At 72.2% G+C, this 26,853-nt stretch carries 19 protein-coding genes and 1 tRNA gene; 9 read left to right on the forward strand and 11 right to left on the reverse strand.

Annotated elements, in window-relative coordinates; translation table 11 throughout:
• Window positions 1-57: 57 nt before the first annotated feature.
• The 6 genes from ACFWPQ_RS29050 to ACFWPQ_RS29075 form a co-directional block, all read right to left on the reverse strand.
• Window positions 58-546, reverse strand: coding sequence for a hypothetical protein (locus ACFWPQ_RS29050; protein ID WP_384040938.1), 489 nt, complete (start codon window positions 544-546; stop codon window positions 58-60).
• A gap of 54 nt (window positions 547-600) precedes the next feature.
• On the reverse strand, window positions 601-1,203 hold the full coding sequence (gene pth, locus ACFWPQ_RS29055; RefSeq protein ID WP_384040940.1) for an aminoacyl-tRNA hydrolase: 603 nt from the start codon (window positions 1,201-1,203) through the stop codon (window positions 601-603).
• Window positions 1,204-1,413: 210 nt separating this feature from the next.
• The gene (locus ACFWPQ_RS29060; protein ID WP_384040943.1) at window positions 1,414-2,007 is read right to left on the reverse strand and encodes a 50S ribosomal protein L25/general stress protein Ctc; all 594 of its coding nucleotides are present in this window, start codon (window positions 2,005-2,007) and stop codon (window positions 1,414-1,416) included.
• A gap of 222 nt (window positions 2,008-2,229) precedes the next feature.
• Window positions 2,230-3,210, reverse strand: a complete 981-nt coding sequence (locus ACFWPQ_RS29065) for a ribose-phosphate diphosphokinase (protein ID WP_362596192.1) — start codon at window positions 3,208-3,210, stop codon at window positions 2,230-2,232.
• 141 nt (window positions 3,211-3,351) lie between these two features.
• Window positions 3,352-4,800 (reverse strand): bifunctional UDP-N-acetylglucosamine diphosphorylase/glucosamine-1-phosphate N-acetyltransferase GlmU, encoded by a 1,449-nt coding sequence (glmU, locus tag ACFWPQ_RS29070; protein ID WP_384040947.1) that lies wholly within the window; start codon window positions 4,798-4,800, stop codon window positions 3,352-3,354.
• A gap of 118 nt (window positions 4,801-4,918) precedes the next feature.
• Window positions 4,919-4,990: transfer RNA gene (locus ACFWPQ_RS29075), tRNA-Gln, on the reverse strand.
• A 399-nt stretch (window positions 4,991-5,389) separates the two neighbouring features.
• Here ACFWPQ_RS29075 and ACFWPQ_RS29080 point away from each other — a divergent pair.
• Window positions 5,390-6,754 carry a sensor histidine kinase gene (locus ACFWPQ_RS29080; protein ID WP_384040950.1) on the forward strand — a complete coding sequence of 455 codons (1,365 nt, stop codon included), beginning with the start codon at window positions 5,390-5,392 and terminating at the stop codon, window positions 6,752-6,754.
• Window positions 6,755-6,846: 92 nt separating this feature from the next.
• Here ACFWPQ_RS29080 and ACFWPQ_RS29085 read toward each other — a convergent pair whose 3' ends face one another.
• Together ACFWPQ_RS29085 and ACFWPQ_RS29090 are read right to left on the reverse strand one after the other, a co-directional pair.
• Window positions 6,847-7,380, reverse strand: a complete 534-nt coding sequence (locus tag ACFWPQ_RS29085; RefSeq protein ID WP_384040953.1) for an SUKH-3 domain-containing protein — start codon at window positions 7,378-7,380, stop codon at window positions 6,847-6,849.
• 86 nt (window positions 7,381-7,466) lie between these two features.
• On the reverse strand, window positions 7,467-8,006 hold the full coding sequence (locus ACFWPQ_RS29090; protein WP_384040956.1) for a YwqJ-related putative deaminase: 540 nt from the start codon (window positions 8,004-8,006) through the stop codon (window positions 7,467-7,469).
• A gap of 297 nt (window positions 8,007-8,303) precedes the next feature.
• Between ACFWPQ_RS29090 and ACFWPQ_RS29095 the strand changes: the two genes are divergently transcribed.
• The 5 genes from ACFWPQ_RS29095 to ACFWPQ_RS29115 all read left to right on the forward strand — a co-directional run bounded on the left by ACFWPQ_RS29095 (window position 8,304) and on the right by ACFWPQ_RS29115 (window position 14,974).
• Window positions 8,304-9,290, forward strand: coding sequence for an HNH endonuclease (locus ACFWPQ_RS29095; RefSeq protein WP_361287071.1), 987 nt, complete (start codon window positions 8,304-8,306; stop codon window positions 9,288-9,290).
• Window positions 9,291-9,298: 8 nt separating this feature from the next.
• Window positions 9,299-12,238, forward strand: a complete 2,940-nt coding sequence (locus ACFWPQ_RS29100) for an SUKH-4 family immunity protein (RefSeq protein ID WP_384040960.1) — start codon at window positions 9,299-9,301, stop codon at window positions 12,236-12,238.
• 112 nt (window positions 12,239-12,350) lie between these two features.
• The gene (locus ACFWPQ_RS29105) at window positions 12,351-13,277 is read left to right on the forward strand and encodes an RNA polymerase subunit sigma-70 (RefSeq protein WP_384040963.1); all 927 of its coding nucleotides are present in this window, start codon (window positions 12,351-12,353) and stop codon (window positions 13,275-13,277) included.
• Between the two features lie 91 nt (window positions 13,278-13,368).
• Window positions 13,369-13,926 carry a dihydrofolate reductase family protein gene (locus tag ACFWPQ_RS29110; protein ID WP_384040966.1) on the forward strand — a complete coding sequence of 186 codons (558 nt, stop codon included), beginning with the start codon at window positions 13,369-13,371 and terminating at the stop codon, window positions 13,924-13,926.
• A 157-nt stretch (window positions 13,927-14,083) separates the two neighbouring features.
• Window positions 14,084-14,974 carry a cellulose-binding protein gene (locus ACFWPQ_RS29115; RefSeq protein ID WP_384040969.1) on the forward strand — a complete coding sequence of 297 codons (891 nt, stop codon included), beginning with the start codon at window positions 14,084-14,086 and terminating at the stop codon, window positions 14,972-14,974.
• Between the two features lie 287 nt (window positions 14,975-15,261).
• On the opposite strand, the gene ACFWPQ_RS29120 is transcribed toward ACFWPQ_RS29115, so the two are convergent.
• The 3 genes from ACFWPQ_RS29120 to ACFWPQ_RS29130 all read right to left on the reverse strand — a co-directional run bounded on the left by ACFWPQ_RS29120 (window position 15,262) and on the right by ACFWPQ_RS29130 (window position 18,995).
• Entirely contained in the window at window positions 15,262-16,842 is a 1,581-nt protein-coding gene (locus ACFWPQ_RS29120; RefSeq protein ID WP_384041261.1) for a cation acetate symporter, read from the reverse strand.
• Between the two features lie 26 nt (window positions 16,843-16,868).
• On the reverse strand, window positions 16,869-17,306 hold the full coding sequence (locus tag ACFWPQ_RS29125; RefSeq protein ID WP_384040971.1) for a DUF485 domain-containing protein: 438 nt from the start codon (window positions 17,304-17,306) through the stop codon (window positions 16,869-16,871).
• Window positions 17,307-17,495: 189 nt separating this feature from the next.
• Entirely contained in the window at window positions 17,496-18,995 is a 1,500-nt protein-coding gene (locus tag ACFWPQ_RS29130) for an MFS transporter (protein WP_384040974.1), read from the reverse strand.
• 500 nt (window positions 18,996-19,495) lie between these two features.
• On the opposite strand from ACFWPQ_RS29130, the gene ACFWPQ_RS29135 reads away from it, so the two are divergent.
• The 3 genes from ACFWPQ_RS29135 (at window position 19,496) to mfd (ending at window position 26,812) form a co-directional block, all read left to right on the forward strand.
• Entirely contained in the window at window positions 19,496-20,284 is a 789-nt protein-coding gene (locus tag ACFWPQ_RS29135) for an ABC transporter ATP-binding protein (protein WP_384040977.1), read from the forward strand.
• A complete protein-coding gene (locus ACFWPQ_RS29140; protein ID WP_384040980.1) occupies window positions 20,281-22,860 on the forward strand; it encodes an ABC transporter permease in 2,580 nt (859 codons plus the stop codon). Before ACFWPQ_RS29135 ends, ACFWPQ_RS29140 begins: the two co-directional genes overlap by 4 nt.
• Before the next feature lie 418 nt (window positions 22,861-23,278).
• Window positions 23,279-26,812 carry a transcription-repair coupling factor gene (mfd, locus tag ACFWPQ_RS29145; RefSeq protein WP_384040983.1) on the forward strand — a complete coding sequence of 1,178 codons (3,534 nt, stop codon included), beginning with the start codon at window positions 23,279-23,281 and terminating at the stop codon, window positions 26,810-26,812.
• Window positions 26,813-26,853 lie beyond the last annotated feature (41 nt).

The following is a 26,853-nucleotide window of genomic DNA, read 5'->3' on the forward strand; positions in this document are numbered from 1 at the left end:
GCCCCGGGGCGTACGCCCCGGGGCACCTGTCGTCTCACCCGGTCTCACCTGGCCGTCTCACTGCAGCGCGGCGAACGCCACCGTCAGCAGCGCGATCCCCGACCCCCCCAGCAGCCACCCCACCCGCGTCAGCCGCAGCCCCCCGGCCACCACCACGGACGCCAGCAGCAGTGCACCGCCGAGCGGCACCCAGGCGTACAGGATCCCCGCGGGGCCCGACCGCACCACATCACTGGTACCGGGCTTCACGATCACGTCGTACGTCTGCCCCTTGCGCACCGCGACCGACTTGCCGATGACGACACTCGCGCGCTTCGACGCACCGGCCGAGACGGGCGTGAACGGCCCCGTGCAGGTGTCGTCCCCGCACGCCGTCACCTTGACGGTGCCCTGCTCCTTGCCCCTGGTGAGCATCACGTCCTGGGCGGTGCCCCAGGACCCCCACACCCCGGCGACCAGGATCAGCACGGCGACCGCGCCCATCGACAGGACACGCAACGCGTTGACCGAGGCCGCACGGGAGGAGGCGGCGGAGGCAGCAGGCATGGCCGGGATCATTGGCCATGTCCCTACGGCCGGTCAACTGCCGTGGGGGACAAGTCAGGAGTTGTACGTGCTTTGCGCCCGCTCCAGCCCCTCGGTGACCAGCGCCTCCACCGCGTCGGAGGCCCGGTCCACGAAGTAGTCCAGTTCCTTGCGCTCGGCCGAGGAGAAGTCCTTCAGCACGAAGTCGGCGACCTGCATACGACCCGGAGGGCGCCCGATCCCGAACCGCACCCGGTGATAGTCCGGGCCCATCGCCTTCGTCATCGACTTCAGCCCGTTGTGCCCGTTGTCGCCGCCGCCCAGCTTGAGCCGGAGCACGCCGTAGTCGATGTCCAGCTCGTCGTGGATCGCGACGACATTGGCGAGCGGCACCTTGTAGAAGTCGCGCAGCGCGTTGACGGGGCCGCCGGAGAGATTCATGAACGACATCGGCTTCGCCAGGATCACCCGCCGGTTCTCGGGCCCGGGCGCCCCGAGCCGCCCCTCCACGACCTGCGCCTGCGCCTTCCCGGCCCGCTTGAACTTGCCCCCGATCCGCCCGGCGAGCAGGTCCACGACCATGAACCCGACGTTGTGCCGGTTCATCGCGTACTCGGGCCCGGGATTACCGAGCCCGACGATCAGCCAGGGGGCGTTGGCGGGGGTGGTCACGTTCATGTCTCCTTGATACGCGCCAGCCGCCGCTCCCGGGGGAACGGCGGCTGACCGTTGCTCAATGCTTGCCGCATAGTTACTGCTACTGCTGTGGGCAGGCGTTCCGCAAGGCGATGGGGGTCCCCCCGCGCGAGCGAAGCCGAGCGTGGGGGAGGGTGGGCACAGCCACCAGCGCCGGGCGCCTGCTCAGCAGACGGCACCTGAACCGACGGCTCAGGCCTCCGCCGCTTCCTCGGCCGCACCCTCGCCCTCGGCGGCTTCCTCGGCCTGCGCGGCCAGGACCTGGAGGACGACCGCGTCCTCGTCGACGGCCAGGGTCGCGCCGGACGGCAGGGTGATGTCCTTGGCGAGGACGGAGGCGCCGGCCTCCAGGCCCTCGATCGAGACGGTGACGGCCTCGGGGATGTGGGTGGCCTCGGCCTCGACCGGCAGCGCGTTCAGCACGTGCTCCAGCAGGTTGCCGCCGGCGGCCAGCTCGCCCTCGGTGTGCACCGGGATCTCGACCGTGACCTTCTCGCCGCGCTTGACCAGCAGCAGGTCGACGTGCTCCAGGTAGCCCTTGATCGGGTCGCGCACCACGGACTTCGGGATCGCCAGCTCGTTGGACTTGCCGTCGATGTCCAGGGAGATCAGGACGTTCGGCGTACGCAGCGCGAGCAGCAGGTCGTGGCCCGGGAGGGTCAGGTGGATCGGGTCCGAACCGTGGCCGTACAGGACACCGGGGACCTTGCTGTCACGGCGGATACGGCGCGCGGCACCCTTGCCGAACTCGCTGCGGGTCTCGGCGGAGATCTTTACCTCGGACATGGTGATCACTCCTCGTAGAGGTAGAAACGGACGTGGTCACCCGGCCACGAACGGCCTGCTACGAAGAGCGCGTCGATAACGGACCGCCGACACCTGTACGGAACAGGTACGGCCTCCCTCGCCGAGCAACTGCAGCAGTCTACTCGGAGGTGGAGGCCGTACCCAAAACGATCACCGCGGGCTGTGCAGAAACCTCACTGCACGGTGCTTACGGCGCGAAACTCACTGCTCGTCGAAGAGGCTCGTCACCGAACCGTCCTCGAACACCTCGCGCACCGCACTCGCGATCGTCGGCGCGATCGACAGCACCGTGATCTTGTCCAGATCCCGGCTCAGCTCGCCCGGCGTCGGCAGCGTGTTCGTCAGCACGAACTCGCTCACCCGCGAGTTCTTCAGCCGGTCCGCCGCCGGACCCGACAGCACACCGTGCGTCGCCGTCACGATGACGTCCTCCGCGCCGTGCGCGAAGAGCGCGTCGGCCGCCGCGCAGATCGTGCCACCCGTGTCGATCATGTCGTCGACCAGGACGCACACCCGGCCCTTGACCTCACCCACGACCTCGTGGACGGTCACCTGGTTCGCCACGTCCTTGTCGCGCCGCTTGTGCACGATGGCGAGCGGCGCGCCGAGCCGGTCGCACCAGCGGTCGGCCACCCGGACCCGGCCGGCGTCCGGGGACACGATCGTCAGCTTGTCCTTGTCCACCTTCGCGCCGACGTAGTCCGCGAGCAGCGGAAGCGCGAACAGGTGGTCCACCGGGCCGTCGAAGAAGCCCTGGATCTGGTCCGTGTGCAGATCCACGGTCAGGATCCGGTCGGCACCCGCCGTCTTCATCAGATCCGCGATCAGCCGCGCCGAGATCGGTTCACGGCCGCGGTGCTTCTTGTCCTGCCGCGCGTAACCGTAGAAGGGCACGATCACGGTGATGGACCGCGCCGACGCACGCTTCAGTGCGTCGATCATGATCAGTTGCTCCATGATCCACTGGTTGATCGGAGCCGTGTGGCTCTGGATCACGAAGCAGTCGGCACCCCGCGCCGACTCCTGGTAGCGGACGTAGATCTCGCCGTTCGCGAAGTCGAAGGCCTTCGTCGGGACGACCCCGACACCCAGCTGGTGGGCGACCTCCTCGGCAAGCTCGGGGTGGGCGCGGCCGGAGAAGAACATCATCTTCTTCTCGCCGGTCGTCTTGAACCCGGTCACAGCACTGTCTCCTCAGAGGTGTCTCAGCCGTACAGCTGGATCTCCAGCGCCCTGAGTGCCGGGCGCGGGAGGCCGAATCAGCTGGTTAGGTGCGGGTGTGCACTTATCACGGTACGACGTCTTCGGCGCACCTGTTTCCGGTCAGTCCTCGCTCGCGCCCCGCCGGGAAGCCGCTTCGGCGGCCGTCGCCGCCGGACTCCCCGGACGCTTCCGGGCCACCCAACCCTCGATATTCCGCTGCTGACCGCGGGCCACGGCCAGCGAACCGGGCGGCACGTCCTTCGTGATCACAGATCCGGCAGCGGTGTACGCACCGTCCCCGATCGTGACAGGCGCCACAAACATGTTGTCCGAACCCGTCTTGCAGTGCGACCCGACGGTGGTGTGGTGCTTGCTCTCGCCGTCGTAGTTCACGAACACGCTCGCCGCACCGATGTTCGAGTACTCGCCGATCGTCGCGTCACCCACATAGGAGAGGTGCGGAACCTTCGTCCCCTCCCCGATCGACGCGTTCTTCGTCTCCACGTACGTACCGATCTTGCCCTTCGCCCCCAGCCGGGTCCCCGGCCGCAGGTACGCGTACGGTCCCACAGACGCGTCCGCACCGATATGGGCAGAATCGGACACCGTGTTGTTCACCCGCGCCCCGGCACCCACCCGGGTGTCCTTCAGCCGGGTGTTCGGCCCGACCTCGGCGCCCTGTGCCAGGTGCGTCGAACCGAGCAGCTGCGTGCCCGGGTGGACGACGGCGTCCTGCTCGAAGGTCACGGTCACGTCGACCCACGTCGTGGCCGGGTCGACGACGGTCACGCCGTCCAGCATCGCCCGCTCCAGCAGCCGGTCGTTGAGGATGCGGCGCGCCTCCGCCAGCTGCACCCGGTTGTTGATCCCGGCGATCTCCCGGTGGTCGCCGGCCACCGAGGCCCCCACCCGGTGCCCGGCCTCCCGCAGGATCCCGAGCACGTCGGTCAGGTACTCCTCGCCCTGGCTGTTGTCCGTCCGCACCTTCCCCAGCGCGTCCGCCAGCAGCCGGCCGTCGAACGCGAACACCCCGGAGTTGATCTCCCGGATCGCCCGCTGGTCGGCGGAGGCGTCCTTGTGCTCCACGATGGCCGTCACCTCGCCGGAGGCGGCGTCGCGCACGATACGGCCGTAACCGGTCGCGTCCGGCACCTCGGCGGTCAGCACGGTCACCGCGTTGCCGTCGCCGTGATGCGTCCCGGCGAGCCGCGTCAGTGTCTGACCGGTCAGCAGCGGGGTGTCCCCGCAGACCACGACCACGGTCCCGTCGACCGCCCCGCCCAGCTCCTCCAGCGCCATCCGCACGGCGTGCCCGGTGCCGTTCTGCCGCTCCTGCACGGCGGTACGGACGGCGGAGTCCACCTCACCGAGGTGCGCGGCGACCTGCTCGCGCGCGTGCCCGACGACGACGACCAGGTTCTCGGGGTTCAACTCACGGGAGGCGGCGAGCACATGACCCACCAGGGAACGTCCGCAGATCTCATGCAGGACCTTCGGTGTGGCCGACTTCATACGGGTGCCCTCACCCGCTGCGAGAACGACGACGGCTGCCGGGCGAATGGCGCTCACGGAGTTGCCCTTCGGCTTTTTGGATGGGTGGGGGTGACATCCGCAGGATACCGGGGCGTTTCGTGGGGGACATGGGAGCGGGCCCTGACGGAGCTGTCAGGGCCCGAACCGGGTGAGGCTCCCCCGCCAGGACTCGAACCCGGACAAATGGCACCAAAAGCCACGGTGCTGCCAATTACACCACGGGGGAAAATCTCGACTGAACCGGACATTTAGTCAGGTTGCCGAGCGGCGGTTCCTACTATGCCGTACCAGGCGCCTTCCATGCGACGGTACAAGTGGGGCCGCGCTGCCTCTGTCCCCGGTCGCGGTTCCCGGTCCGGCAACTCCCCGGCGGATGCCGTGGCTTTCCGCCGTGCCGCCGCGCGTTCGAGGCCTCTTCGGGCTCTCGAAGTCCCGCCGGCCGCCGCCCGGATACGCCCCGCACATACCGTCCGGGCGGAATGCTCCGGTCCGGGTTCTAACGTGCGTGGTTCCGCAGTTCGAGGGATACGCGGGGGTTTTGGTGTTGTTCGGTTACGGAGTGTGGTGTAGGCGAGTAGACGAAACTCACCGGAAAAGCCCACCCTCGCGCCCGTAGGCTGGAGGCATGACCACGACGGGGGCAGACCACGCGACGGCCTTCACCGGGCCGTGGTGGTGGTCGCGGTGGCGTAGTGCGGTTCTGGACGTGGGGCTCGCACTGGTGTCGGCGCTGGAGTGCGCCGCGGAGGGCATCCCGTTCGCGCGGGACGCGGGAATCCCGCTGTCGGCGGGGATCGTGTTCGGTCTGCTGGCCGGTTCCGTACTGGTGCTGCGCCGGAAGTGGCCGATCGCCGTGGTGCTGGTCGCGATCGCGATCACACCGGCCCAGATGGGCTTCCTCATGGGCATCGTCGGCCTGTACACCCTCGCCGCGGCGGAGCTGCCGCGCCGGATCATCGTGGCGCTCGCGGGGATGTCGCTGGTCGGGACGATGATCGTGACATTCGTGCGGGTGAAGCAGGACATGGCGCGGGGGGACCTGACGCTGGGCGACTGGTTCGTCCCCTTCGCGGCGGTGACCACCTCGCTGGGCCTGACCGCTCCGCCGATGCTGCTGGGACTGTACGTGGGGCAGCGCCGGCGGCTGATGGAGAGCCTGCGGGAGCGGGCGGACAGCCTGGAGCGGGAGCTCCAGCTGCTCGCGGAGCGGGCGGAGGAACGGGCGGAGTGGGCGCGCGGCGAGGAGCGGACGCGGATCGCGCGGGAGATGCATGACGTGGTCGCGCACCGGGTGTCGTTGATGGTGGTGCACGCGGCGGCGTTGCAGGCGGTGGCGCGCAAGGACCCGGAGAAGGCGGTGCGGAACGCGGCGCTGGTGGGGGACATGGGGCGCCAGGCGCTGACGGAACTCCGGGAGATGCTGGGGGTGCTGCGCTCGGGGGAGGCCCCGCAGCGGCGCACCTTCGCGGCACCCGGGCCCGCGCCGGCTTCGGCTTCGGCTTCGGCTTCGGCTTCGGTGTCGTCCGCTTCGGTGCCGCTGGCCGCGGTGGGGGTGGCGGCCGCGGCGGCGGCTTCGCGGGTGGCGGCGGAGGAGGGACCGTGGCTGTCCGAGCTCGAGGTGCTGATCGGGCAGTCGGCGGCGGCGGGGATGGTGGTGGATCTGTCGGTCGAGGGCTCCGCGCGCTCCTATGCGGCGGTCATCGAGCAGACGGCGTTCCGGGTGGTGCAGGAGGCGCTGACGAACGTCCACAAGCACGCGGCGGGCGCGAAGACGCATGTGCGGCTGGCGCACCGGGTGGCGGAGATCGCGATGCAGGTGGAGAACGAACCGCCGCCGGAGCCGGCCTCGGCGGCGTCGGCGAGGCTGCCGTCGGGCGGGAACGGTCTGGTCGGGATGCGTGAGCGGGTGCTGGGGCTGGGCGGCGTGTTCGTGTCGGGTCCGACCGACGCCGGGGGCTTCCGGGTGTCGGCGGTGATTCCGGCGACCTGACCCGACGGCTGCGACCGGGTGGCTGTGACCGGGTGGCTGCGACCGGGTGGCTGCGACCGGGTGGCGGCCTGACCCGTCGGCTGCGACCGGGGCTACGACTTGGTGGTGAGGCGCTGGGGCTCGACGCCTGCGATGAGGGCGGTCAGGGCGTGGTCGATGTCGGGGCCGAGGTACCAGTCGCCGGTGTGGTCGAGCGTGTAGACCCGGCCCTCGGCGTCGATGGCGACGAGCGAGTGGGTCTCGGTCTCCGCTCCGAGGGGACAGACCTCGGTGTCGAGGGCGCGGCCGAGGTCGCCGAGGGTGCGGGCGAGGTGGAGGCCGTGCAGGGGGTCGAGATGGAGGGTGGCGGGGGCGATCTGGCGGCCGGCGCCGGCGGGGGTGACGTGCAGGCCGCCGAACTCGGCCCAGGCCTCCACCGCGGCGGGGAAGACGGCGTGCCGGTGTCCGGCGGGCGAGGCGTGCTCGCGCAGGGCGTCGGCCCAGACCTCGGCCTGTTTTATGTCCCAGCGTCCTGGTTGCCAGCCGGCGGCGCGCAGGGCTGCGTCGACGGGCGCGGAGAAGCGCGAGGTGGGTCCCCCGGGCCGGGCGAGGCCGAGACTGGGGGATGAGGTGCGGTCGGCGTGCATCTGCCCTTCGATCGTCCGGGTGCGGGTGCGGGTGCGGGTGCGGGTGCGGGTACGGGTGTTCGCGGGTCCGTGCGTGGGGGCGTGTGTCAGGCGTCGCCGGTGGTCGGGTCGACGACGCGGACGCCGAAGTGGGCGGTGAGGGCGGCGCAGGCCCGGCAGGGGGCGGCGAAGCTGCCGTGCAGGGGGTCGCCGTCCTCGCGTATCCGGCGAGCGGTGAGTTTGGCCTGCTTGAGGACTTTGCGGGCTTCGCCGTTGGTCATGGGTTTGCGCAGGGCACGTTTGCTGCGGGCGGCGTCGGCCGCGCTGATGTGGCGTGAAATGAGGATGGCTTCGGCACAGCGGCCGGTGAAGCGGTCGCGTTGTCCGCTGGGCAGGGTGTCGAGGAACTCCTGGACCAGCGGGTGCAGCGGAGGCGGCTGGTCGCCGCGGGCGGCGGTGCCGGTGAGGGTGGCGCCGCGGACGGAGAGAGCGGCGGCGACGGTGGGCAGAATGCCGTCGCGGCGGTGCTGCAGGGTGGGCGCGGGAGGTATTTCGTTGCTGCTCCAGCCGATGCGGGGGTCGCCGTCGAAGGCGCCGTGGGCGGCGCCGGGCATGGCGGTGTGCGGTCCCGTCTGTGTGGCGTTCATGATCGTCTTCCCCTCCCGGGCATCCCCCCGAAAGTCACAGACTGCCAAATCCCGTGGCGGGTGCGGTAGCTGGGGCGGTGCGACACGCCCGGGTTTGGGCAGGCTGTCACGGCGGGGTGACGGCTGGTCACGGAACCGGAGGGCCGGTGACCGGGGTTCGTGTACCGCATAGGCTGTCGGCACCGCGATGGGCGCGGTCACGCGTCTGCGACGTGGGAGAGACAGCCGGATACGGGCCGTGGCGCGCCGCAGGGGTGTGGTGTCGGTCCGTACAGAGTGCCGCAGGGGGCAACCGTCATGACGACAGGTCGGCTCGGGCAGCAAGCCGCGCCGCCGAACGTGGCCTATGCCGGGCAGGTCGTGCATTTCCCGGATCCGGTCCGGGCGGCACGTCACCCGAGAGGGGTACGGATCGACGAGCGCGGCTACCCCGACTTCTCGCCCTACGCGCGCGCGGCGGTGGAGATCGCCGATCCGCCGGAGGGTTTCGGGGTCGACGAGTTGCGGCTGACCGACTTCGTGTCCGCGAACGCGGTGCTGTCGGCTTCGGGCCACGAGCTGTGGGACACGGTGCCGGCGGTGGCGACGCCGCACGGCTGGACGTGGCACCACGTGGTGGGGTCGCGGCGGCTGGAGCTGGTCCCGGTCGAGGTGAAGGCGCTGCTGCGGCATCACGGCGGGGTGGCGACCGCGCGGGTGGACCAGGGCAAGCGGGGCACGCGGCCGTTGCAGGAGACGCGTCCGGCGCACTTCGGGCTGCCGAAGTCGGGCGTGGCCGTGTCGGAGTCGCAGGTGCAGGGGGTCGAGGAGGACCTCGGGTACCGGCTGCCGGGTGCGTACCGCTCCTTCCTGAAGGCGGCGGGCGGCTGCGCGCCGGTCGGCACGGCCCTGGACGCCGGCCTCGGGCTGCTGCTGGACCAGCCGTTCTTCACGGTCCGCGACGAGGCCGCGGTGAACGACCTCGTGTACGTCAACAAGTGCCTGCGCGACCACCTGACCAAGGACTACCTGGGCGTCACCTTCGTGCAGGGCGGTCTGCTCGCGGTGAAGGTGAAGGGCGACCGGCTGGGTTCGGTGTGGTTCTGCGCGTACGACGACGCGCGTGACGTGGATCCGGGATGGTCTCCGGCGGAGCGGGTGGAGCGCCTGCTGCTGCCGTGCGGCGAGGACTTCGACGTGTTCCTGTCGCGGCTGGCGGGGTCCCCGCCGGAGTTGGAGACGGTGGCGAACCTGATGGTCGACGGTGGTTTCGCGCGTGCCGCTTCGGTCGGCTCGGGGGAGTGAGGTCCGGCATGGTGACGTTCGCGCAGGCGCAGGAGCGCGCCGAAGAGTGGATCAACGGCGACGTGCCCGCGTACCAGCATCGCGAGGTGCGGGTACGGGAGTTCGGCCTCGGGTTCGTGGTGTGGGGCGAGGACCGTGCGGAGGGCCCGCGCTCGGACGCGGGCGGGCAGCGGCTGGTCATCGCCCGGGACAGCGGTGAGGCCACGCTGTGGCCGGCGCTGCCGGTGGGCGAGGTGATCCGCCGGTACGAGGAGGAGTACGGCCGTGAGGCGGAGATCGCCGACGCGGTGCCGGCGCCTGCCGTCCGGGTGGACCTGAACCAGACGTCGTTCCTGTTGAGCCCCCCGGAGTGGCTCCAGGAGGCGGCGGACAAGCTGGGCATTCAGGATCGGCGCCCGGGGAGTGACGGGGCGTCGGCTGGTGCTGGTGCTGGTGCTGGTGCTGGTGCTGGTGCTGGTGCCGGCTTCGGCGCAGGCGCAGGCGTGGGCGCGGGCTCCGCCGGGCTTGCCGAGACACAGGCCGGGGTGCCGGCGGCTGCCGGTGGGGCCGGTCCGGCGGGCGGTGGTGGTCCTTCCTGGCCGCCGGCCGGAGCGGGTGCGGCCGGCGGGGCGCAGGGTCCGTCGAGCGCGCCGGGTGCGCCTGGGGCGCCGGGCGTGCACAACGTGCCCGCCGGTGCGACTCCTTGGGCCGGCACCGACACGAACGCCGATGCCGGTGAGGACCGTTCCGTCCCGTTGCCCGCGACGGTGTTCGCGCCGCCGCTGAGCGATGCCGACGACGGTGCCCTGGGAGACGCCGAGACGGCGCTGATGTCGGGGGGCAGCCAGCTGCCCCGCACGGCGGAGTCTCCGGCGCTCGACGATTCGGGTGCGCCGGGCGTGCGGCGCGTGCCGGGTGCGCCGGGCGTGCCGGGCGGTGCGCCGCAGGGCGGTACGCCGCCGCGGCCGCCGCAGGACGCCCCGCCGTACGGCTACCCGCAGGGACCGGCGGCCCCGGGTGCGCCCGCGACCCCGCCCGCGCCCTCCTACGGCTATCCGCAGGCGCCGGCCGCCCCGGGCTACGGCTATCCGCAGGCACCGGCCGGTGCTCCGGGCGCGCCCCGGCCTCCGGCGAATCCGGCGAATCCCGCGGGCCCGGCCGCTCCGGGACGGCCTCTCGCGCCCAACGCCAGTGACATCGCGGACGCCGCGACGAGCAAGGCCGCACCGCCGCCGCGCAGGGCGCGTGGTGGGGCCGGTGCGCCGCCTCCGCCGCCGGGCGCCCCGGGAGCGCCGGGAGCGCCGGGCGCCCACCCAGGGGGCACGCCTCAGCCGCCCGCGCCGGGCGCGCCGCCCGCGCCGGTGGGCGGGTACGCACCGACGCAGGTGGTGTCGGCGTTGGGTCCCAAGGGACCTGATGGCCCGGCCGGTGCGGGCGCGGCGCAGGTGCCGGGCGCGCAGACTCCGCCGGGCGCCCCCAGGTCGCACGGTGCGCCGGGCACTCCGGGTGGCACGCCTCCGGGCGACGTTCATCGCGCGGCCACGATGCTGGCCGACCCGAGCGGGATGGGCGGGGGCGCGCAGCAGCCTCCGGGCGCCCCCGGTGTTCCACTCGCGCCGGGCGCACCCCAGCCCCCGAACAGCGCCCTGGGCGCGCCTTTCGCCCACGGCGCACCGCACGCTCCGGGCGCCCCTGGCACGCCTCCCGCGCCTAGTGGTGCGCAGGGCGCCGCCGCCGGCCCGGGCGGACCGGCGGTGCACCGCGCCGAGACCGTGCTGTCCGCGCCTCCGGTGGGAGCTCCGGGTGCCCCCGGCATGCCGCCGGGCGCCGCGCAGATGCCGCCCCCGAGGCCGGCCGGTGCGATGCCGCCGCCTCCTGGCCAGCCCGTGCCCGGTCAGCCCCTGCCCGGTCAGCCCGTACAGGGTCAGCCCTTGCCGGGGCAGCCCGCCCCCGGGCAGCAGCCGCCCGCGTACGGCTACCCGCCGCAGCAGGGGCAGCCGACGGTCGGCCCCGGATACCAGGCGGTGCTGCGCTACCGCGCGCAGGACGGCTCGGAGCAGCAGCTGATCCGGCGTTCGGCGCCGGGCACCCCGCACCCGGAGTGGCAGATCTTCCACGAGCTGCGGGCGATGAACGTGCCGCCGGACCAGGTGCTGGAGCTGCACACGGAGCTGGAGTCCTGCGAGCTGCCGGGTGCCTACTGCGCGCGGATGATCCGGGAGCAGTGGCCGCAGGCGCGGCTGGCGAGCATCGCGCCGTACGGGACGGACCACGCGAGCCGGCAGCAGGGGATGCGCCAGTTGCTGGCGCACCAGGGCGAGTTGCACCAGGTGGCGGCCGGTCCCGCGCGGCCCGCGCCGGTGCGGGCGCCGCTGCCGCAGGTGCAGGCGGCGCCGCCGGTCCCGCCGGAGGCGATCGCGCAGGAGCTGGCGGCGGCGTTCGGTCCCGGCGTGTTCCGGTTCGAGCAGGCGGCGGTGTCGCGGCAGGGGGTGCCGCCGATCGTGGCGCACACCCTGGTCGCGGCTGGACTGCCGCTGGACATGGGGCCGTTCTTCTGGGCGCAGGCGCAGCCGGGCCGTCCGGTGCCGACGCTGGCGGAGCTGGCGCAGGAGCGCGGGTTGCAGCCGGCGCCGGACGCCGCGTCGTACCTCGTCATGGGGACCGACTTCGGCAAGGCGGTCTGTGTGCAGTACGGCACCGCGAACATCGTGGCCGTGCCCGTGGAGGCGGGGCCGGGCGGGGCGTCCGTGCCGCCGCAGTTCGTCAACACGGGGCTCCCGGAGTTCGCCCGCTGCCTGGCCCTGCTGGGCCGGATGTGGCGGCTCAGGTTCGGCCTGAACCAGGAGCAGGCGGGCCGCTGGACCGTCGACTTCCAGGCCCAGCTGGCCTCCCTGGACCCGGCGGCGCTCGGCTCGCCGGAGAGCTGGTGGTCGGTGCTGCTGGAGCAGATGTGGGACGGGCTGCTGTAGCGCGGGCCGCCCGTCTGTAGGACGGCCGTACGGGGGCCGGTCGGGTCGGGAGACCGGACCGGCCCCCACGCGTGCGTGCCCCGCTGTCGTACCCCGCGGGCATGATGGGCGGATGGACTTCGAGCCGTACCGGGGCGAGTTGGTGGCGTACTGCTATCGGATGCTGGGCTCGTTCCACGAGGCCGAGGACCTGGTGCAGGAGACCATGCTGCGGGCCTGGAAGGCCCGTGAGCGCTACGACGCCGCGCGGGCCTCCGTACGGACCTGGCTGTACCGGATCGCGACCAACGTGTGCCTGACGGCGCTCCAGGGGCGGGTGCGGCGGCCGTTGCCGTCGGGGCTCGGGGCGCCCGGTGCCGATCCGGAGGCGCCGCTCACGCCGGCGCTCGACGTGCCGTGGCTGGAGCCGTTCCCGGACGCGCGCTACGACGTGGAGGCGCGCGCGGATCTGCGGCTCGCGCTGGTGGCGGCGTGGCAGGTGCTGCCGGCGCGGCAGCGGGCCGTGCTGGTGCTGCGCGAGGTGCTGGAGTTCAGTGCCGCCGAGGTCGCCGACCAGCTGGAGACCTCGGTGGCGGCCGTGAACAGCGCGCTGCAGCGGGCGCGCGCCGCGCTCGCGGGGGCGGGCGGGGCGGACGAGGTGAGCGAGCCGGACGATCCGGAGGTGCGGGCGGCGGTCCTGAGGTATCAGCAGGCGTTCGAGGCGGCCGACGTACCCGCGCTGGTGCGGCTGCTCACCGACGACGCGGTGCTGGAGATGCCGCCGCTGCCGCTGTGGTACCGGGGCCGAGGCGACTACGGCCTGTTCATGGAGCGGGTGTTCCGGCTCCGTGGCACCGGCTGGCGCACGCGCTCCGGCACGGCCAACGGGCAGCCCGCGCTCGTCGCGTACGCCCCGGAGCCGGGCGGCGGGCACCGGCTGCACTCCGTGCAGGTCCTCACGGTCACCGGCGGCCGGGTCGCGCACAACGTGGTGTTCACGGACCCGCGCGTGCTGACGGCGCTCGCACCGGCGCAGCCGCCCGCGCCCCGCGCCGGCTGAGACGGTCGGGAAGGAATTTCCGGGGACGGCGATGAGCCCGCCCGGTGCCGCCGGTATGTACCGGTGACCATCGAGCGAAGGGACAACCGTCATGAGTGTTGTCGTCATCCAGTTCACCACCCTGGACGGGATCGTGTCCGACCCGGACGGCTCCGAGGGCACGCCGTACGGCGGCTGGCTCTTCCGGTTCGGCCGGGAGGAGATCACCGGGGACAGGTTCGGCCTGGGCCGCACCCTGGACGAGGGGGTCGTCCTGCTGGGGCGGTCCACCTGGGAGGCCTTCGCGCGCCTGTGGCCGGGCCGCGACGACCCGTTCTCCGCGCGTCTGAACGCCGCGCCGAAGCTGGTCGCCTCCCGCACCCTGACCGACGTGTCCGCGTGGGCGAACTCCCGTCTCCTCGACGGCGATCTCCTGGACGCCGTCAAGACCGAGCAGCGGGACGTCGTCGTCATGGGCAGCCTCGGTGTCGTCCACGCCCTGGCGGACGCCGGCCTGGTCGACGAGTACCGGCTGCTGACCTTCCCCACCGTCCTCGGCACCGGCCGGCCGCTGTTCCCGGCCGGCGGCCCGCCCGCCGAACTGGAGTGCCTGGCGGCGGAACGCGCGGGCGCCCTGGTGCTGACCCGCTACCGCAGGGCGCGCGACTGAGCGTGCACGCCCCCTGACGTGCTTGCCGTCCCCTCGCGTGGCGTGCGGTGGTTCGAGCGCGGCATGCGGAGTGTCGCGTTATGAACACTTACGTCCGATCCATCAAGATGTCCGCGAAATCATCATTTCGTGCGGGTCCGGCGGAGAGGGGTTCCAGGTGAGCAGCGCATCGATGTCGCCGTACGACTTCGTGACCGTCCGGGGGCGTGGCTACCGCCCCGATCAGGTCGACACGTTCATGGCGGAGCTCTGCGAGGACCGGGACGCGGCGTGGGAGCGTGCCGCGCGGCTCACCGTGCTCGCCAAGGAGATGGAGGCGGAGGCCGAGCGGCTGCGCGCCGAGGTCGAGCAGCTCCCTCCGCAGACGTACGAGGCGCTCGGGGACCGCGCGCACCGGGTGTTCCGGCTCGTGGTGGAGGAGGCGAAGGCCCTGCACGAGGGCGCCCGGCGGGCGCTGACGGACGGGGTCGCGGAGGCCGCGGCGCGTGCCGACAGCGAGCGCTGTGCGGTGCAGGAGCAGGCCGACGCGCTCCGCGCGGACACCGAGGAACGCGCCCGGCAGTGGCTCCTCGCCGCGCGCGCCGAGGCGGACGACATCCGTATCGGTGCGCGCCTGGAGGTCAAGGAGCGGCGGGGCGAGGCCCTTTCGGCCCTGCGCGAGGTGCGGCAGCGCACCATCGCGATGCTCGCCGACCTGACCAAGGAGCACGCCGAACGCTGGGCCGAGGAGGAGCGCGAGGAGGCCGCGCGCGCCGCCGCGGTCGACGCGCACAACGCCGAACGCGTCGCCCGCGCCGAGGCCGCCCTGGCGGAGGCGGAGCGGGCCCTGGTCGAGGCCGGGGAGTCGGCCCGCCGCTCCGAGGAGGAGGCGCACGCGCGGGCCGGCGAGGTCCTCACGGAGGCCCGGCTCCGCGAGGAGCGCATCGCGCGGGAGACCGAGCGGGTGCTGCGCGAGCACGGCGAGACCTGGGACGACGTCCAGGCGCACATGGACCACATGCGCGACAGCCTCATGTCCCTGACGGGCCGCGCGGCCGCGGCGGAATAGCGCCCACGCCTCCTCGGCTCCGCCCGAGCGGCGCCCGCGAAGTCCGTTGCGGTTCGGCAGCGCCCCGAAGGTGCGCGGGGCTGTACCGATATGCGGCTCCCGCCGCGTGGGCGCGACCAGGCACAGCGGCGCCGCAGCTCGTGGCAGCGCCCCGAAAGGGGCGCGGGGCTGTGTCGATGTGCGGCTCCCGCCGCGTGGGCGCGACCGGCCACGACGGCGCCGCAGCCGACCGACGACACATCGCGGCGCCTTCGGGCGGAACGCCCGCGGCACGTCCGGCGGAGCGCTCAGCTCCCTCGCCGTACCGCCCCCGCGAGGATCCACCCCTCCACCGCCTCGTACTGCCGGCGCTGCTCCGCGGCCCTGCGCCGGCCGGAGGCGACCGTTCCCAGCCAGCCCAGGAGGAAGCCTGCCGGGATGGAGACGAGGCCGGTGGTGGTGAACGGGAACCAGTTGAAGTCGGCGTGCGGGAAGGCGGCGCCCGGCGAGCCCGAGACCAGGTTGGTGCCCGGCATCAGGAGCAGCACGGTGAGGGTGCCGCCGAGGAGGGTGCACAGCAGGCCGGTGCGGGTGTAGCGGCGCCAGAAGAGGCCGTAGACCAGGGCCGGGGCGAGGGCGGAGGCGCCGACGCAGAAGGAGAGGGTGATCAGGGGCTGCAGGCTGTGGTGCTGCACCAGGGTCGCCAGCAGGATCGTGGGGACTCCTATGGCGAGCGCGGAGACCCGGGCCAGGGTCATCTCCCGGCGGGCCGGCATGTCCTGCACGCGGGTCGCGAAGACGTCGTGGGCGAGGGAGTTGGCGCAGGCGAGGATCATGCCGGCGACGGAGGCGAGCAGGGTCAGGAAGACCGCCGCGGTGACGGTGGTGAGGAGCAGGGTCTCCGCCGTCGAGACGCCGGATCCGAACGCCGCGCGGGAGCCCAGCAGATAGGCGGTGTTGCCCTGCGGGTCGGCGGTGGCGATGGCGGCGCGGCCGACCAGGGCGGTGGCGCCGAAGCCGACGACGCTGACGATCAGCACGAACAGGGTCACGCACGACACGGCCCAGGACATCGACCGGCGGACCTGGCGGGCGCCGGCGGCGGTGTACATGCGCATGGTGATGTGCGGCAGGCAGGCGCCGCCGAGGACGACGGTCAGCTCCGAACTGATCATGTCCAGGCGGGGCGCGGGACCGCCGGTGAACTGGAGGCCGGAGTGCAGGTAGGCGGCTCCGGCGCCGCTGCCTTTGGCCGCCGCGGTGAGCAGGGCGCCCGGGTCCCAGTCGAAGCGGTGCAGGATCAGCAGGGCGACCACCGTGCCGGAGCCGAGCAGGGTCACGATCTTCAGGATCTGGATGAGGGCGGTGCCCTTCATGCCGCCGATGGCCGCGTAGCTGATCATCAGGGCGCCGAGGCCGATGACGCAGCCGGTCTGCACGGTCTCGTCGGAGAAGCCGAGGACGAAGGCCATCAGCTGGCCGGCCCCGGCCAGCTGGACCAGCATCAGCGGCAGCAGGGCGGCGATGGTCACCGCGCAGGCCGCGATCCGTACCGACCGGCCGGGCATCCGGCGGGCCAGCGCGTCGCCCATGGTGAACCGGCCCGCGTTGTGCAGCGGTTCGGCCAGCAGGAACATCAGCAGCATCAGCGACAGGGCCGTACTGAGGGCGAGGACGACGCCGTCGTAGCCGCACAGGGCGATCACCCCGGCGCCGGCGAGGACACCCGCCCCGGAGATGTAGTCGCCGGCGATGGCCAGGCCGTTGCGCAGCGGGGAGAGGGAGCCGTAGCCGGTGTAGAACTCGTCGAGGTCGTCGCGGTCCGGGCCGGTCAGCACGCACAGCAGGAGGGTGAGCGTGGCGACGACGGTGAAGGCGACCAGGGACATGGACTGGGCGGAGCCGCCGGAGCCGGTCACCGTACGGCCCCGCGCCTGGCGTCCAGTTCCGCGGTCCTGCGGATGCGGTCGGCGAGCGGGTCCACGTGGCGGCGCGCGGTGTGCTCGTAGAGGGCGACCGCCAGCCAGGTGACGGGGAGCTGGAGGAGCGCGAGGAGCAGTCCCGCGGGTACGCCGTCGGCGACCGCGCTCGTCATCAGGCCCGGGGCGAACGCCGACAGCACCAGGAAGACCGTGAAGTAGCCGAGCGCGGTGAGGGTCGCGGTGCGCCGCTGGAGGCGGTAGGCGCCGCGCAGCACCCGCAGGTCGCTGTGGTGCCCGACCGGCTCCCGGTGCGGCGCGTGCCGGGGTCTCGGCGGCTCGGGCGGCAGCGGCTGCCAGGGGTAGGTGAGGTGTGACGGCTCGCGCGGGGAAGGGCCGGACGGGCGTGCGGGGTCGGAAAGGTCGTCGGACATCCCGGTGCTCCTTGCATGGCTCGGGTCCGTGGCGGCGGACCGCAGGGAGGGGAGGGAGCGGGGGACGCACGTTACTCGCAGGTATCCGGGGTGTGCGGCCATTTTCGGCAACTGGCCGGTCGGTACGCGCTTACTTCACGCGAACGTGTCTGACCTCGGGTGTTACCCGCGTTAACTCCGGGACGGGAGTCAGTCCTTGAGGACCGGGAAGCGTCGCGGTGCCACCGACAGGAGCACCAGGAACGCGAGGGCCGCCGCGCATGCCGCCCCGAAGTACACCGCGTGGACGGCGTCCGCGATGGCGTGCCGGGTGGACTCGGCGGCGGTGCCGTCGTCCAGCGCGCGGGTGACGGAGTCGAGGTCGCCCGTGCCGCCCAGCCGCGCCGCCAGCACCCCGTTGGCGACCGCGCCGAACACCGACGCCCCGATCGTCTGGCCGGTCTGCCGGCAGAACAGCACCGACGCGGTCGTGGTGCCCCGTTCCTCCCAGCCCACCGTCGACTGCACGCCCACGATCAGCGGCAGCTGGAACAGGCCCAGCGCGGCGCCGAGCAGGAGCATCAGCAGCGTCGGCTGCCAGGCCGACCCGGGGTAGGGCAGGAAGGGGAACGCGAACAGGATCAGCGCGGCCGTGCCGATGCCGAGCAGCGCGGTGTCGCGGAAGCCGATCCGCCGGTACACGTGCTGGCTGAGGGCCGCGGAGACCGGCCAGCTCAGCGTCCACACCGACAGCACGAACCCGGCGGCGACCGGGGCGAGCCCGAGGACCGACTGCGCGTACGTCGGCAGGAACACCGTCGGCGCCACCATCAGCAGGCCCAGCGCGCCGAGCGCGAGGTTGACGGCCGCGATCGTGCGGCGCCGCCACACCCACCCCGGGATGATCGGCTCCGCCGCCCGGCGCTCGATCCACACCACGAGCCCCACCAGCGCGAACCCGGTGGCGAACAGCGCGCACGACGTCGCGGACCACCACGCCCACGCCACCCCGCCCTGCACGAGCGCCGTCAGCAGCACGCCCCCGCACGCGAAGACCGCCAGCGCCCCCGCCCAGTCCACCCGCGGGGGCGTGCGCGGCGCGCGCTTCGGCTCGTGGAGGTGACGCACGATCAGCCAGAGCGCGGCCGCGCCGATCGGCAGGTTGACGAGGAAGATCCACCGCCAGTCCGCGTACGCGGCCAGCACCCCGCCGAGCCCCGGCCCGGCGACCGCCGACACCGCCCACACCGTGGACAGCTTCGACTGGATCTTCGGGCGCTCCTTGAGCGGGTACAGATCGGCCGCGAGGGTCTGCACGGTGCCCTGCAACGCCCCGCCACCGAGGCCCTGCACGATCCGGAACGCGATCAGCGCGGCCATGTTCCAGGCGACCGCGCACAGCAGCGACCCCAGCAGGAACACCGCGGCGCCCGCGACCAGCACCGGCTTGCGGCCGAAGGTGTCGGAGAGCTTGCCGTACACCGGCAGCGTCACGGTGACGGCCAGCAGGTAGCCGGAGAAGAGCCAGGAGAAGACCGAGAAGCCGCCGAGGTCGCCGACGATCTGGGGGACGGCGGTGGAGACGACGGTGGAGTCGAGCGCCGCCAGCGCCATGGCGAGCATCAGGGCGGCCACCACGGCCCCCCGCCGGCCCGTCCCGGCCTCGCGCTCCGCCACGCGTATCGCGGGCTTCGTGTTCTCCTTCGCCACGCCGGATCCCCTCCCGATGTGTTCCTCATGTATCTATCTCGCGTACGACAGCTTCCCATCCGCTCCGGCAGTGCGGGAGTACGCGTCCACCTGGTGGAAGTGCGCCGCCACCTGGTCGGTGTCCACGGCGACTTGACCCTTCCGCGATGGGAGGGTGGAGGCTGCCTGGGCCGGTGGGTGGAGCGCGACCCTGAGAAGGGCTCCACCCGGCGGTGGACGTCCCCTAGGGGGTCCTCCGTACCAGGGCTCGGGGAGGGTTCGTACCGCCGGAGGACGAGACGGCACCCCGCCCGTCCTTAACCTGGCTTTACGCCGCCGGGGGTGGTCGACCGAACCGGCGGGGGTGGGGTTTTCCCCCCGGAAAGACGGGGCTTCGCACCAGCGCGGGACAGACCCGCGCACGGACAGACTCATCGTCGTACCAACTCGTCGTACCAACCGCTTCGCAGCAGGGCGCGGCCCAGTGCTGCGCACTCGCTGACCGACTTAGGAGACATACCGTGACATCGGCTGTGACCATTCCCAGGCACGGGGGTACTGGAGGGCGTACGGCCGTTGCCGCGCGGGCGCGGCAGGTCGTCAAGGCGTACGGGGCCGGAGAGACCCGTGTCGTCGCCCTGGACCATGTCGACGTGGACATCATGCGGGGGCAGTTCACCGCGATCATGGGCCCCTCGGGGTCCGGGAAGTCCACCCTGATGCACTGCCTCGCCGGGCTCGACACCGTGACCAGCGGTCAGATCTACCTGGACGACACCGAGATCACCGGCCTCAAGGACAAGAAGCTCACCAAGCTGCGCCGGGACCGGATCGGCTTCATCTTCCAGGCGTTCAACCTGCTGCCGACGCTGAACGCGCTGGAGAACATCACGCTCCCCATGGACATCGCCGGCCGCAAGCCCGACAAGGAGTGGCTGCAGCGCGTGGTCGAGACCGTGGGGCTCGCGGAGCGGCTCAAGCACCGCCCCACGCAGCTCTCGGGCGGCCAGCAGCAGCGCGTGGCCGTGGCGCGCGCCCTCGCCGCGCGCCCCGAGATCATCTTCGGTGACGAGCCGACCGGAAACCTCGACTCCCGCGCGGGCGCTGAGGTCCTCGGCTTCCTGCGCCGTTCCGTGGACGAGCTGGGCCAGACGATCGTGATGGTCACGCACGACCCGGTCGCCGCCTCCTACGCGGACCGCGTGCTCTACCTCGCCGACGGCCGGATCGTCGACGAGATGTTCAAGCCGACCGCGGACACCGTCCTGGACCGCATGAAGGACTTCGACGCGCGGGGGCGTACGTCATGACCGTCATGAAGACCTCGATGCGCAACTTCTTCGCGCACAAGGGCCGCATGGCCCTGTCGGCGGTCGCCGTCCTGCTGTCGGTGGCGTTCGTGTGCGGCACGCTCGTGTTCACCGACACCATGAACACGACGTTCGACAAGCTGTTCGCGGCGACCTCGTCCGACGTCACGGTCAGTGCCAAGAGCGCCTCCGACACCGGGGAGACGACCTCCGACAACGGCAGGCCGCCGGTCATGCCGGCCTCGGTGGTCGGCAAGGTCCGCGCGGCGGCCGGCGTCAAGGCGGCCGAGGGGACGGTCTTCTCGACGTCCGTGACCGTCGTGAACGCCGACAAGGACAGCCTGTCGCCGTCGAGCGGCGCGCCGACCATCGTCGGCAGCTGGAACTCCAACGACGCCCGCACCATGAAGATCACCTCCGGTGCGGCGCCGGAGAACTCCGGCCAGGTCATGGTCGACGCCGACACCGCCGACAAGCACCACCTGAAGCTCGGCGACGAGATCTCCGTCATCAGCGCGGTCGGCACGCACACCGCGAAGATCTCCGGCATCGCCGACTTCACCGTCACCAACCCCGGTGCCGCGATCTTCTACCTGGACACCAGGACCGCCCAGCAGACGCTCGTCGGGCGGACCGGCGTCTTCACGAACGTCAACGTGACGGCCGCGGCCGGGGTGACCGACCCGCAGCTGAAGAAGAACGTGACCGGCGAGCTCGGTTCCGCCTACAAGGTGCAGACCGCCAAGGAGACCGCCGACGCCAACCAGAAGGACGTCGAGAGCTTCCTGAGCGTCATGAAGTACGCGATGCTCGGCTTCGCCGGGATCGCCTTCCTGGTCGGCATCTTCCTGATCATCAACACCTTCTCGATGCTGGTCGCCCAGCGCACCCGCGAGATCGGCCTGCTGCGGGCCATCGGCTCCAGCCGCGGCCAGGTCAACCGGTCCGTGCTCGTCGAGGCCCTGCTGCTCGGCGTGGTCGGCTCGATCCTGGGCGTCGGCGCGGGCGTCGGCATCGCGGTCGGCCTGATGAAGCTGATGGGCCAGATGGGTATGCACCTGTCGACGAGCGATCTGACGATCGCCTGGACGACCCCGGTGTTCGGCCTGCTCCTCGGCGTCGTCGTCACCGTCCTCGCCGCCTACCTGCCCGCGCGCCGGGCCGGCAAGGTCTCCCCGATGGCCGCGCTGCGCGACGCGGGCGCCCCCGCCGACGCCAGGGCGGGCCGCATCCGCGCCCTGGTCGGCCTGGTACTGACCGGCGCCGGCGGCTACAGCCTCTACCTGGCCTCGGCCACGGAGCAGGCCAAGCAGGGCTCGGCCTGGCTCGGCCTCGGCATCGTCCTCTCCCTCATCGGGTTCGTCGTCATCGGCCCGCTGCTCGCGGGCGCCGTCGTCCGCGCCCTGGGCGCCGTCCTGCTCCGGATGTTCGGCCCGGTCGGACGCATGGCCGAACGCAACGCCCTGCGCAACCCGCGCCGCACCGGTGCCACCGGCGCCGCGCTGATGATCGGACTGGCGCTGGTCGCCTGCCTCTCGGTGGTCGGCTCCTCCATGGTCGCCTCGGCCTCCGACCAGCTCGACAAGACCGTCGGCACGGACTTCATCATCCAGTCCGACAGCGGTCAGCGGATCACCCCGCAGGCGGTCAAGGCGATCAAGGACGTGCCGGGCCTTGCCCGCGTCACCGAGTACCGCACGACCACCGCCGACTACACCACGCCCGACGGCAAGACCCTCAAGGACACCGACATCACGGCGGCCGACCCCACCTACGCGACCGACCTGCGCACCAAGACCGTCGCCGGTGACCTCAAGGACGCCTACCTGCCCGACTCGATGTCCGTGCACGACAAGTTCGCCAAGGCGCACGACATCCACCTCGGCTCGAAGATCACCGTCAGTTTCAAGGACGGCCGCACGGCCCACCTCACGGTCCGCGCGATCACCAGCAGCGACGGCCTCATCGACGCCGGCTCCAAGTACACGAACATCACCACCCTCGCCAAGTACGTGCCGGCCGCCAAGATGCCGCTCGACGACCTGGTCTTCGCCACCGCCGAGGACGGCCGCCAGGACGCCGCGTACACGTCGCTCAAGTCCGCGCTGCACGACTACCCGCAGTACACCGTGCGCGACCAGACCGACTACAAGCAGGCGCTCAAGGACCAGATCGGCCAGCTGCTGAACCTGATCTACGGCCTGCTCGCCCTGGCGATCATCGTCGCGGTCCTCGGCGTCGTGAACACCCTCGCCCTGTCGGTGGTCGAACGGACCCGCGAGATCGGCCTGATGCGGGCGATCGGCCTCTCCCGCCGCCAGCTGCGCCGCATGATCCGCATGGAGTCCGTGGTGATCGCCCTCTTCGGCGCCCTGCTGGGCCTCGGACTGGGCATGGGCTGGGGCGCCACGGCCCAGAAGCTGCTCGCCCTGCAGGGCCTGAAGGTCCTGGAGATCCCCTGGCCGACGATCATCGGGGTCTTCGTCGGCTCGGCCTTCGTGGGCCTGTTCGCCGCCCTGATCCCGGCGTTCCGCGCGGGCCGCATGAACGTCCTGAACGCGATCGCGACCGACTGAGCCGACCGAAGAGACCCCGCATACGGGGTTACCGAAGAGACCACCGCATACGGGGGTTGCGGGGGAACGCCCGGCGCCGGGGAGTCCTGGGGGACTCTTCGGCGCCGGGCACGTCTTTGTCTTTCGTCTGTCCTTCGAGTCCCGCCTTTCAACTCACCGAGTCGGGTGGTGCGCGTCTTTGTCTTTCGAGTCCGGCTTCTCTGCTCACCGAGTCGGGTGGCGGGTGGGCATAGGCTTCGGAGGTCCAGGGGGCGGAGCCCCCTGGTACGGCCACCGGGACGGGCGGTACCTCACAGGGCGACGGAGGTTATCCACAGCCCCGGCACCCGCGCCCGCGTAGTCGTAGGCTGGAGACCCCCCGGTCGCAGTCCGCGCCGGGCACTTCGCGTTGCCCACCCCCCGACGAAAGCCGCCCTGAATGAGCCTGCACGGTCTGCTCGACGCCGTCGTCAAGGACCCCGCCCTCGCGGAAGCGATCAAGGCGGCCGCGGACGGCAACCGCATGCACGTCGACCTGGTCGGCCCCCCGGCGGCCCGCCCCCTCGCGGTCGCCGCCCTGGCCCGCGAGGCCGGCCGACCCGTGCTCGCGGTCACCGCCACCGGCCGCGAGGCCGAGGACCTCGCCGCGGCCCTGCGCACGCTCCTGCCCTCCGAGGGCGTCGCGGAGTACCCCGCCTGGGAGACCCTCCCGCACGAGCGCCTCAGCCCCCGCAGCGACACCGTCGGCCGCCGCCTCGCCGTCCTGCGCCGCCTCGCCCACCCCAGCCCCGACGACCCCGAGACCGGCCCGGTCTCCGTCGTCGTCGCGCCCGTACGATCCGTGCTCCAGCCGCAGGTCAAGGGCCTCGGCGACCTGGAGCCGGTGGCCCTGCGCACCGGCCAGAGCGCCGATCTGAACGAGGTCGTCGAAGCCCTCGCGGCCGCCGCCTACGCGCGCGTGGAGCTCGTCGAGAAGCGCGGCGAGTTCGCCGTCCGCGGCGGCATCCTGGACGTCTTCCCGCCCACCGAGGAACACCCGCTGCGCGTCGAGTTCTGGGGCGACGACGTCGAGGAGATCCGCTACTTCAAGGTCGCCGACCAGCGCTCCCTGGAGGTCGCCGACCACGGCCTGTGGGCACCGCCCTGCCGCGAGCTGCTGCTCACCGACGACGTCCGCGCACGGGCGCGTGCCCTCGCCGAGGAGCACCCGGAGCTCGGCGAGCTGCTCAACAAGATCGCCGAGGGGATCGCCGTCGAGGGCATGGAGTCCCTCGCCCCGGTCCTCGTCGACGACATGGAACTGCTGATGGACGTGCTGCCCAAGGGCGCGATGGCCGTCGTCTGCGACCCGGAGCGGGTGCGGACGCGCGCCGCCGACCTGGTGGCGACGAGCCAGGAGTTCCTGCAGGCCTCCTGGGCGGCCACCGCGGGCGGCGGCGAGGCCCCCATCGACGTCGGCGCGGCCTCCCTGTGGTCGATCGCGGACGTCCGCGACCGCGCCCGCGAGCTGGACATGATGTGGTGGTCGGTGTCGCCGTTCGCGGCGGACGACGAGCCGGCCGCCGACACCCTCAAGCTGGGCATGCACGCCCCCGAGACCTACCGCGGCGACACCGCGAAGGCCCTCGCCGACACCAAGGGCTGGCTGGCCGACGGCTGGCGCACGGTGTTCGTCACCGAGGGCCACGGCCCCGCCTCCCGCACCGTCGAGGTGCTCGGCGGCGAGGGCATCGCCGCCCGCCTCGACGTCGACCTGGGCGAGCTGAGCCCCTCGGTCGTGCACGTGTCGTGCGGCTCGATCGACTACGGCTTCGTCGACCCCGCGCTCCGCCTCGCCGTCCTCACCGAGACCGACCTGTCCGGGCAGAAGGCGGCCGGCAAGGACGGCGCCCGGATGCCGGCCCGCCGCCGCAAGACCATCGACCCGCTCACCCTGGAGCCGGGCGACTACATCGTGCACGAGCAGCACGGCGTCGGCCGCTACATCGAGATGGTGCAGCGCACCGTCCAGGGCGCCACCCGCGAGTACCTGGTCGTGGAGTACGCCCCCGCCAAGCGCGGCCAGCCCGGCGACCGGCTGTACATCCCGACCGACCAGCTGGAGCAGATCACCAAGTACGTCGGCGGCGAGGCCCCCACCCTGCACCGCCTGGGCGGCGCCGACTGGACGAAGACCAAGGCGCGCGCCAAGAAGGCCGTCAAGGAGATCGCCGCCGACCTGATCAGGCTCTACAGCGCGCGCATGGCCGCCCCCGGCCACGCCTTCGCCGGCGACTCGCCCTGGCAGCGCGAGCTGGAGGACGCCTTCCCGTACGCGGAGACCCCCGACCAGCTCACCACCATCGCCGAGGTCAAGGAGGACATGGAGAAGTCCGTCCCCATGGACCGCCTGATCTGCGGCGACGTCGGCTACGGCAAGACCGAGATCGCGGTCCGGGCCGCCTTCAAGGCCGTCCAGGACGGCAAGCAGGTCGCCGTCCTCGTCCCCACCACCCTGCTGGTGCAGCAGCACTTCGGCACGTTCTCCGAGCGGTACTCGCAGTTCCCGGTGAGTGTGAAGGCGCTCTCCCGCTTCCAGACCGACACCGAGGCGAAGGGGACCCTTGAGGGCCTCAGGGAAGGCGCGGTCGACGTCGTCATCGGCACCCATCGCCTCTTCTCCTCGGAGACCAAGTTCAAGGACCTCGGCCTGGTCATCGTCGACGAGGAGCAGCGCTTCGGCGTCGAGCACAAGGAGCAGCTGAAGAAGCTGCGCGCCAACGTCGACGTACTGACCATGTCGGCCACCCCGATCCCGCGCACCCTGGAGATGGCGGTCACCGGCATCCGCGAGATGTCCACGATCACCACGCCCCCGGAGGAGCGGCACCCGGTGCTCACCTTCGTCGGGCCGTACGAGGAGAAGCAGATCGGCGCCGCGATCCGCCGCGAACTGCTGCGCGAGGGCCAGGTCTTCTACATCCACAACCGGGTGGAGTCCATCGACCGCGCGGCCGCCAGGCTCCGCGAGATCGTCCCCGAGGCGCGCATCGCGACCGCCCACGGCCAGATGTCGGAGTCGGCCCTCGAACAGGTCGTCGTCGACTTCTGGGAGAAGAAGTTCGACGTCCTCGTCTCCACCACGATCGTCGAGTCCGGCATCGACATCTCCAACGCCAACACGCTCATCGTCGAACGCGGCGACACCTTCGGCCTCTCCCAGCTGCACCAGCTGCGCGGCCGCGTCGGCCGCGGGCGTGAGCGCGGGTACGCGTACTTCCTGTACCCGCCGGAGAAGCCGCTGACGGAGACGGCCCACGAACGCCTCGCGACCATCGCCCAGCACACCGAGATGGGCGCCGGCATGTACGTGGCGATGAAGGACCTGGAGATCCGCGGCGCCGGCAACCTGCTCGGCGGCGAGCAGTCCGGGCACATCGCGGGCGTCGGCTTCGACCTGTACGTCCGCATGGTCGGCGAGGCCGTCGCGGACTACCGGCGGCAGCTGGAGACCGGTGAGATCGAGGAGGAGCCGCCGCTGGAGGTCAAGATCGAGCTGCCCGTCGACGCGCACGTCCCGCACGACTACGCGCCCGGCGAGCGGCTGCGCCTCCAGGCCTACCGTGCCATCGCCTCCGCCAACTCGGAGGAGGACATCAGGGCCGTCCGCGAGGAACTCACCGACCGCTACGGCAAGTTGCCCGAGCCGGTGGAGAACCTGCTGCTGGTCGCCGGCCTGCGGATGCTGGCCCGTGCGTGCGGGGTCGGCGAGATCGTCCTCCAGGGCACCAACATCCGCTTCGCGCCGGTCGAGTTGCGCGAGTCCCAGGAGCTGCGGGTCAAGCGCCTGTACCCGGGGACCGTCATCAAGCCGGCCGTCCACCAGCTCCTGGTACCCCGCCCGAAGACCGCGAAGGTGGGCGGCAAGCCGCTGGTCGGCCGGGAACTGCTGGGCTGGGTCGGGGAGTTCCTCGCCTCGATCCTGGGGTCGTGACAGGCGAACGGGCCGACGGATGACGTGTGACGAGGGGCGCG

Source organism: Streptomyces sp. NPDC058464 (genome assembly GCF_042721035.1).
GTDB lineage: Bacteria > Actinomycetota > Actinomycetes > Streptomycetales > Streptomycetaceae > Streptomyces.

Coding starts and splice junctions, on each gene's coding strand:
- ACFWPQ_RS29110 (WP_384040966.1), top strand. CDS start 13,369: ATGAGTGTTGTCGTCATCCAGTTCACCACCCTGGACGGGATCGTGTCC.
- ACFWPQ_RS29085 (WP_384040953.1), bottom strand. CDS start 7,380: ATGCACGCCGACCGCACCTCATCCCCCAGTCTCGGCCTCGCCCGGCCC.
- ACFWPQ_RS29095 (WP_361287071.1), top strand. CDS start 8,304: ATGACGACAGGTCGGCTCGGGCAGCAAGCCGCGCCGCCGAACGTGGCC.
- ACFWPQ_RS29140 (WP_384040980.1), top strand. CDS start 20,281: ATGACCGTCATGAAGACCTCGATGCGCAACTTCTTCGCGCACAAGGGC.
- ACFWPQ_RS29125 (WP_384040971.1), bottom strand. CDS start 17,306: ATGTCCGACGACCTTTCCGACCCCGCACGCCCGTCCGGCCCTTCCCCG.
- mfd (WP_384040983.1), top strand. CDS start 23,279: ATGAGCCTGCACGGTCTGCTCGACGCCGTCGTCAAGGACCCCGCCCTC.
- ACFWPQ_RS29120 (WP_384041261.1), bottom strand. CDS start 16,842: ATGTCCCTGGTCGCCTTCACCGTCGTCGCCACGCTCACCCTCCTGCTG.
- ACFWPQ_RS29050 (WP_384040938.1), bottom strand. CDS start 546: ATGCCTGCTGCCTCCGCCGCCTCCTCCCGTGCGGCCTCGGTCAACGCG.
- ACFWPQ_RS29080 (WP_384040950.1), top strand. CDS start 5,390: ATGACCACGACGGGGGCAGACCACGCGACGGCCTTCACCGGGCCGTGG.
- ACFWPQ_RS29105 (WP_384040963.1), top strand. CDS start 12,351: ATGGACTTCGAGCCGTACCGGGGCGAGTTGGTGGCGTACTGCTATCGG.
- pth (WP_384040940.1), bottom strand. CDS start 1,203: ATGAACGTGACCACCCCCGCCAACGCCCCCTGGCTGATCGTCGGGCTC.
- ACFWPQ_RS29090 (WP_384040956.1), bottom strand. CDS start 8,006: ATGAACGCCACACAGACGGGACCGCACACCGCCATGCCCGGCGCCGCC.
- ACFWPQ_RS29100 (WP_384040960.1), top strand. CDS start 9,299: ATGGTGACGTTCGCGCAGGCGCAGGAGCGCGCCGAAGAGTGGATCAAC.
- ACFWPQ_RS29060 (WP_384040943.1), bottom strand. CDS start 2,007: ATGTCCGAGGTAAAGATCTCCGCCGAGACCCGCAGCGAGTTCGGCAAG.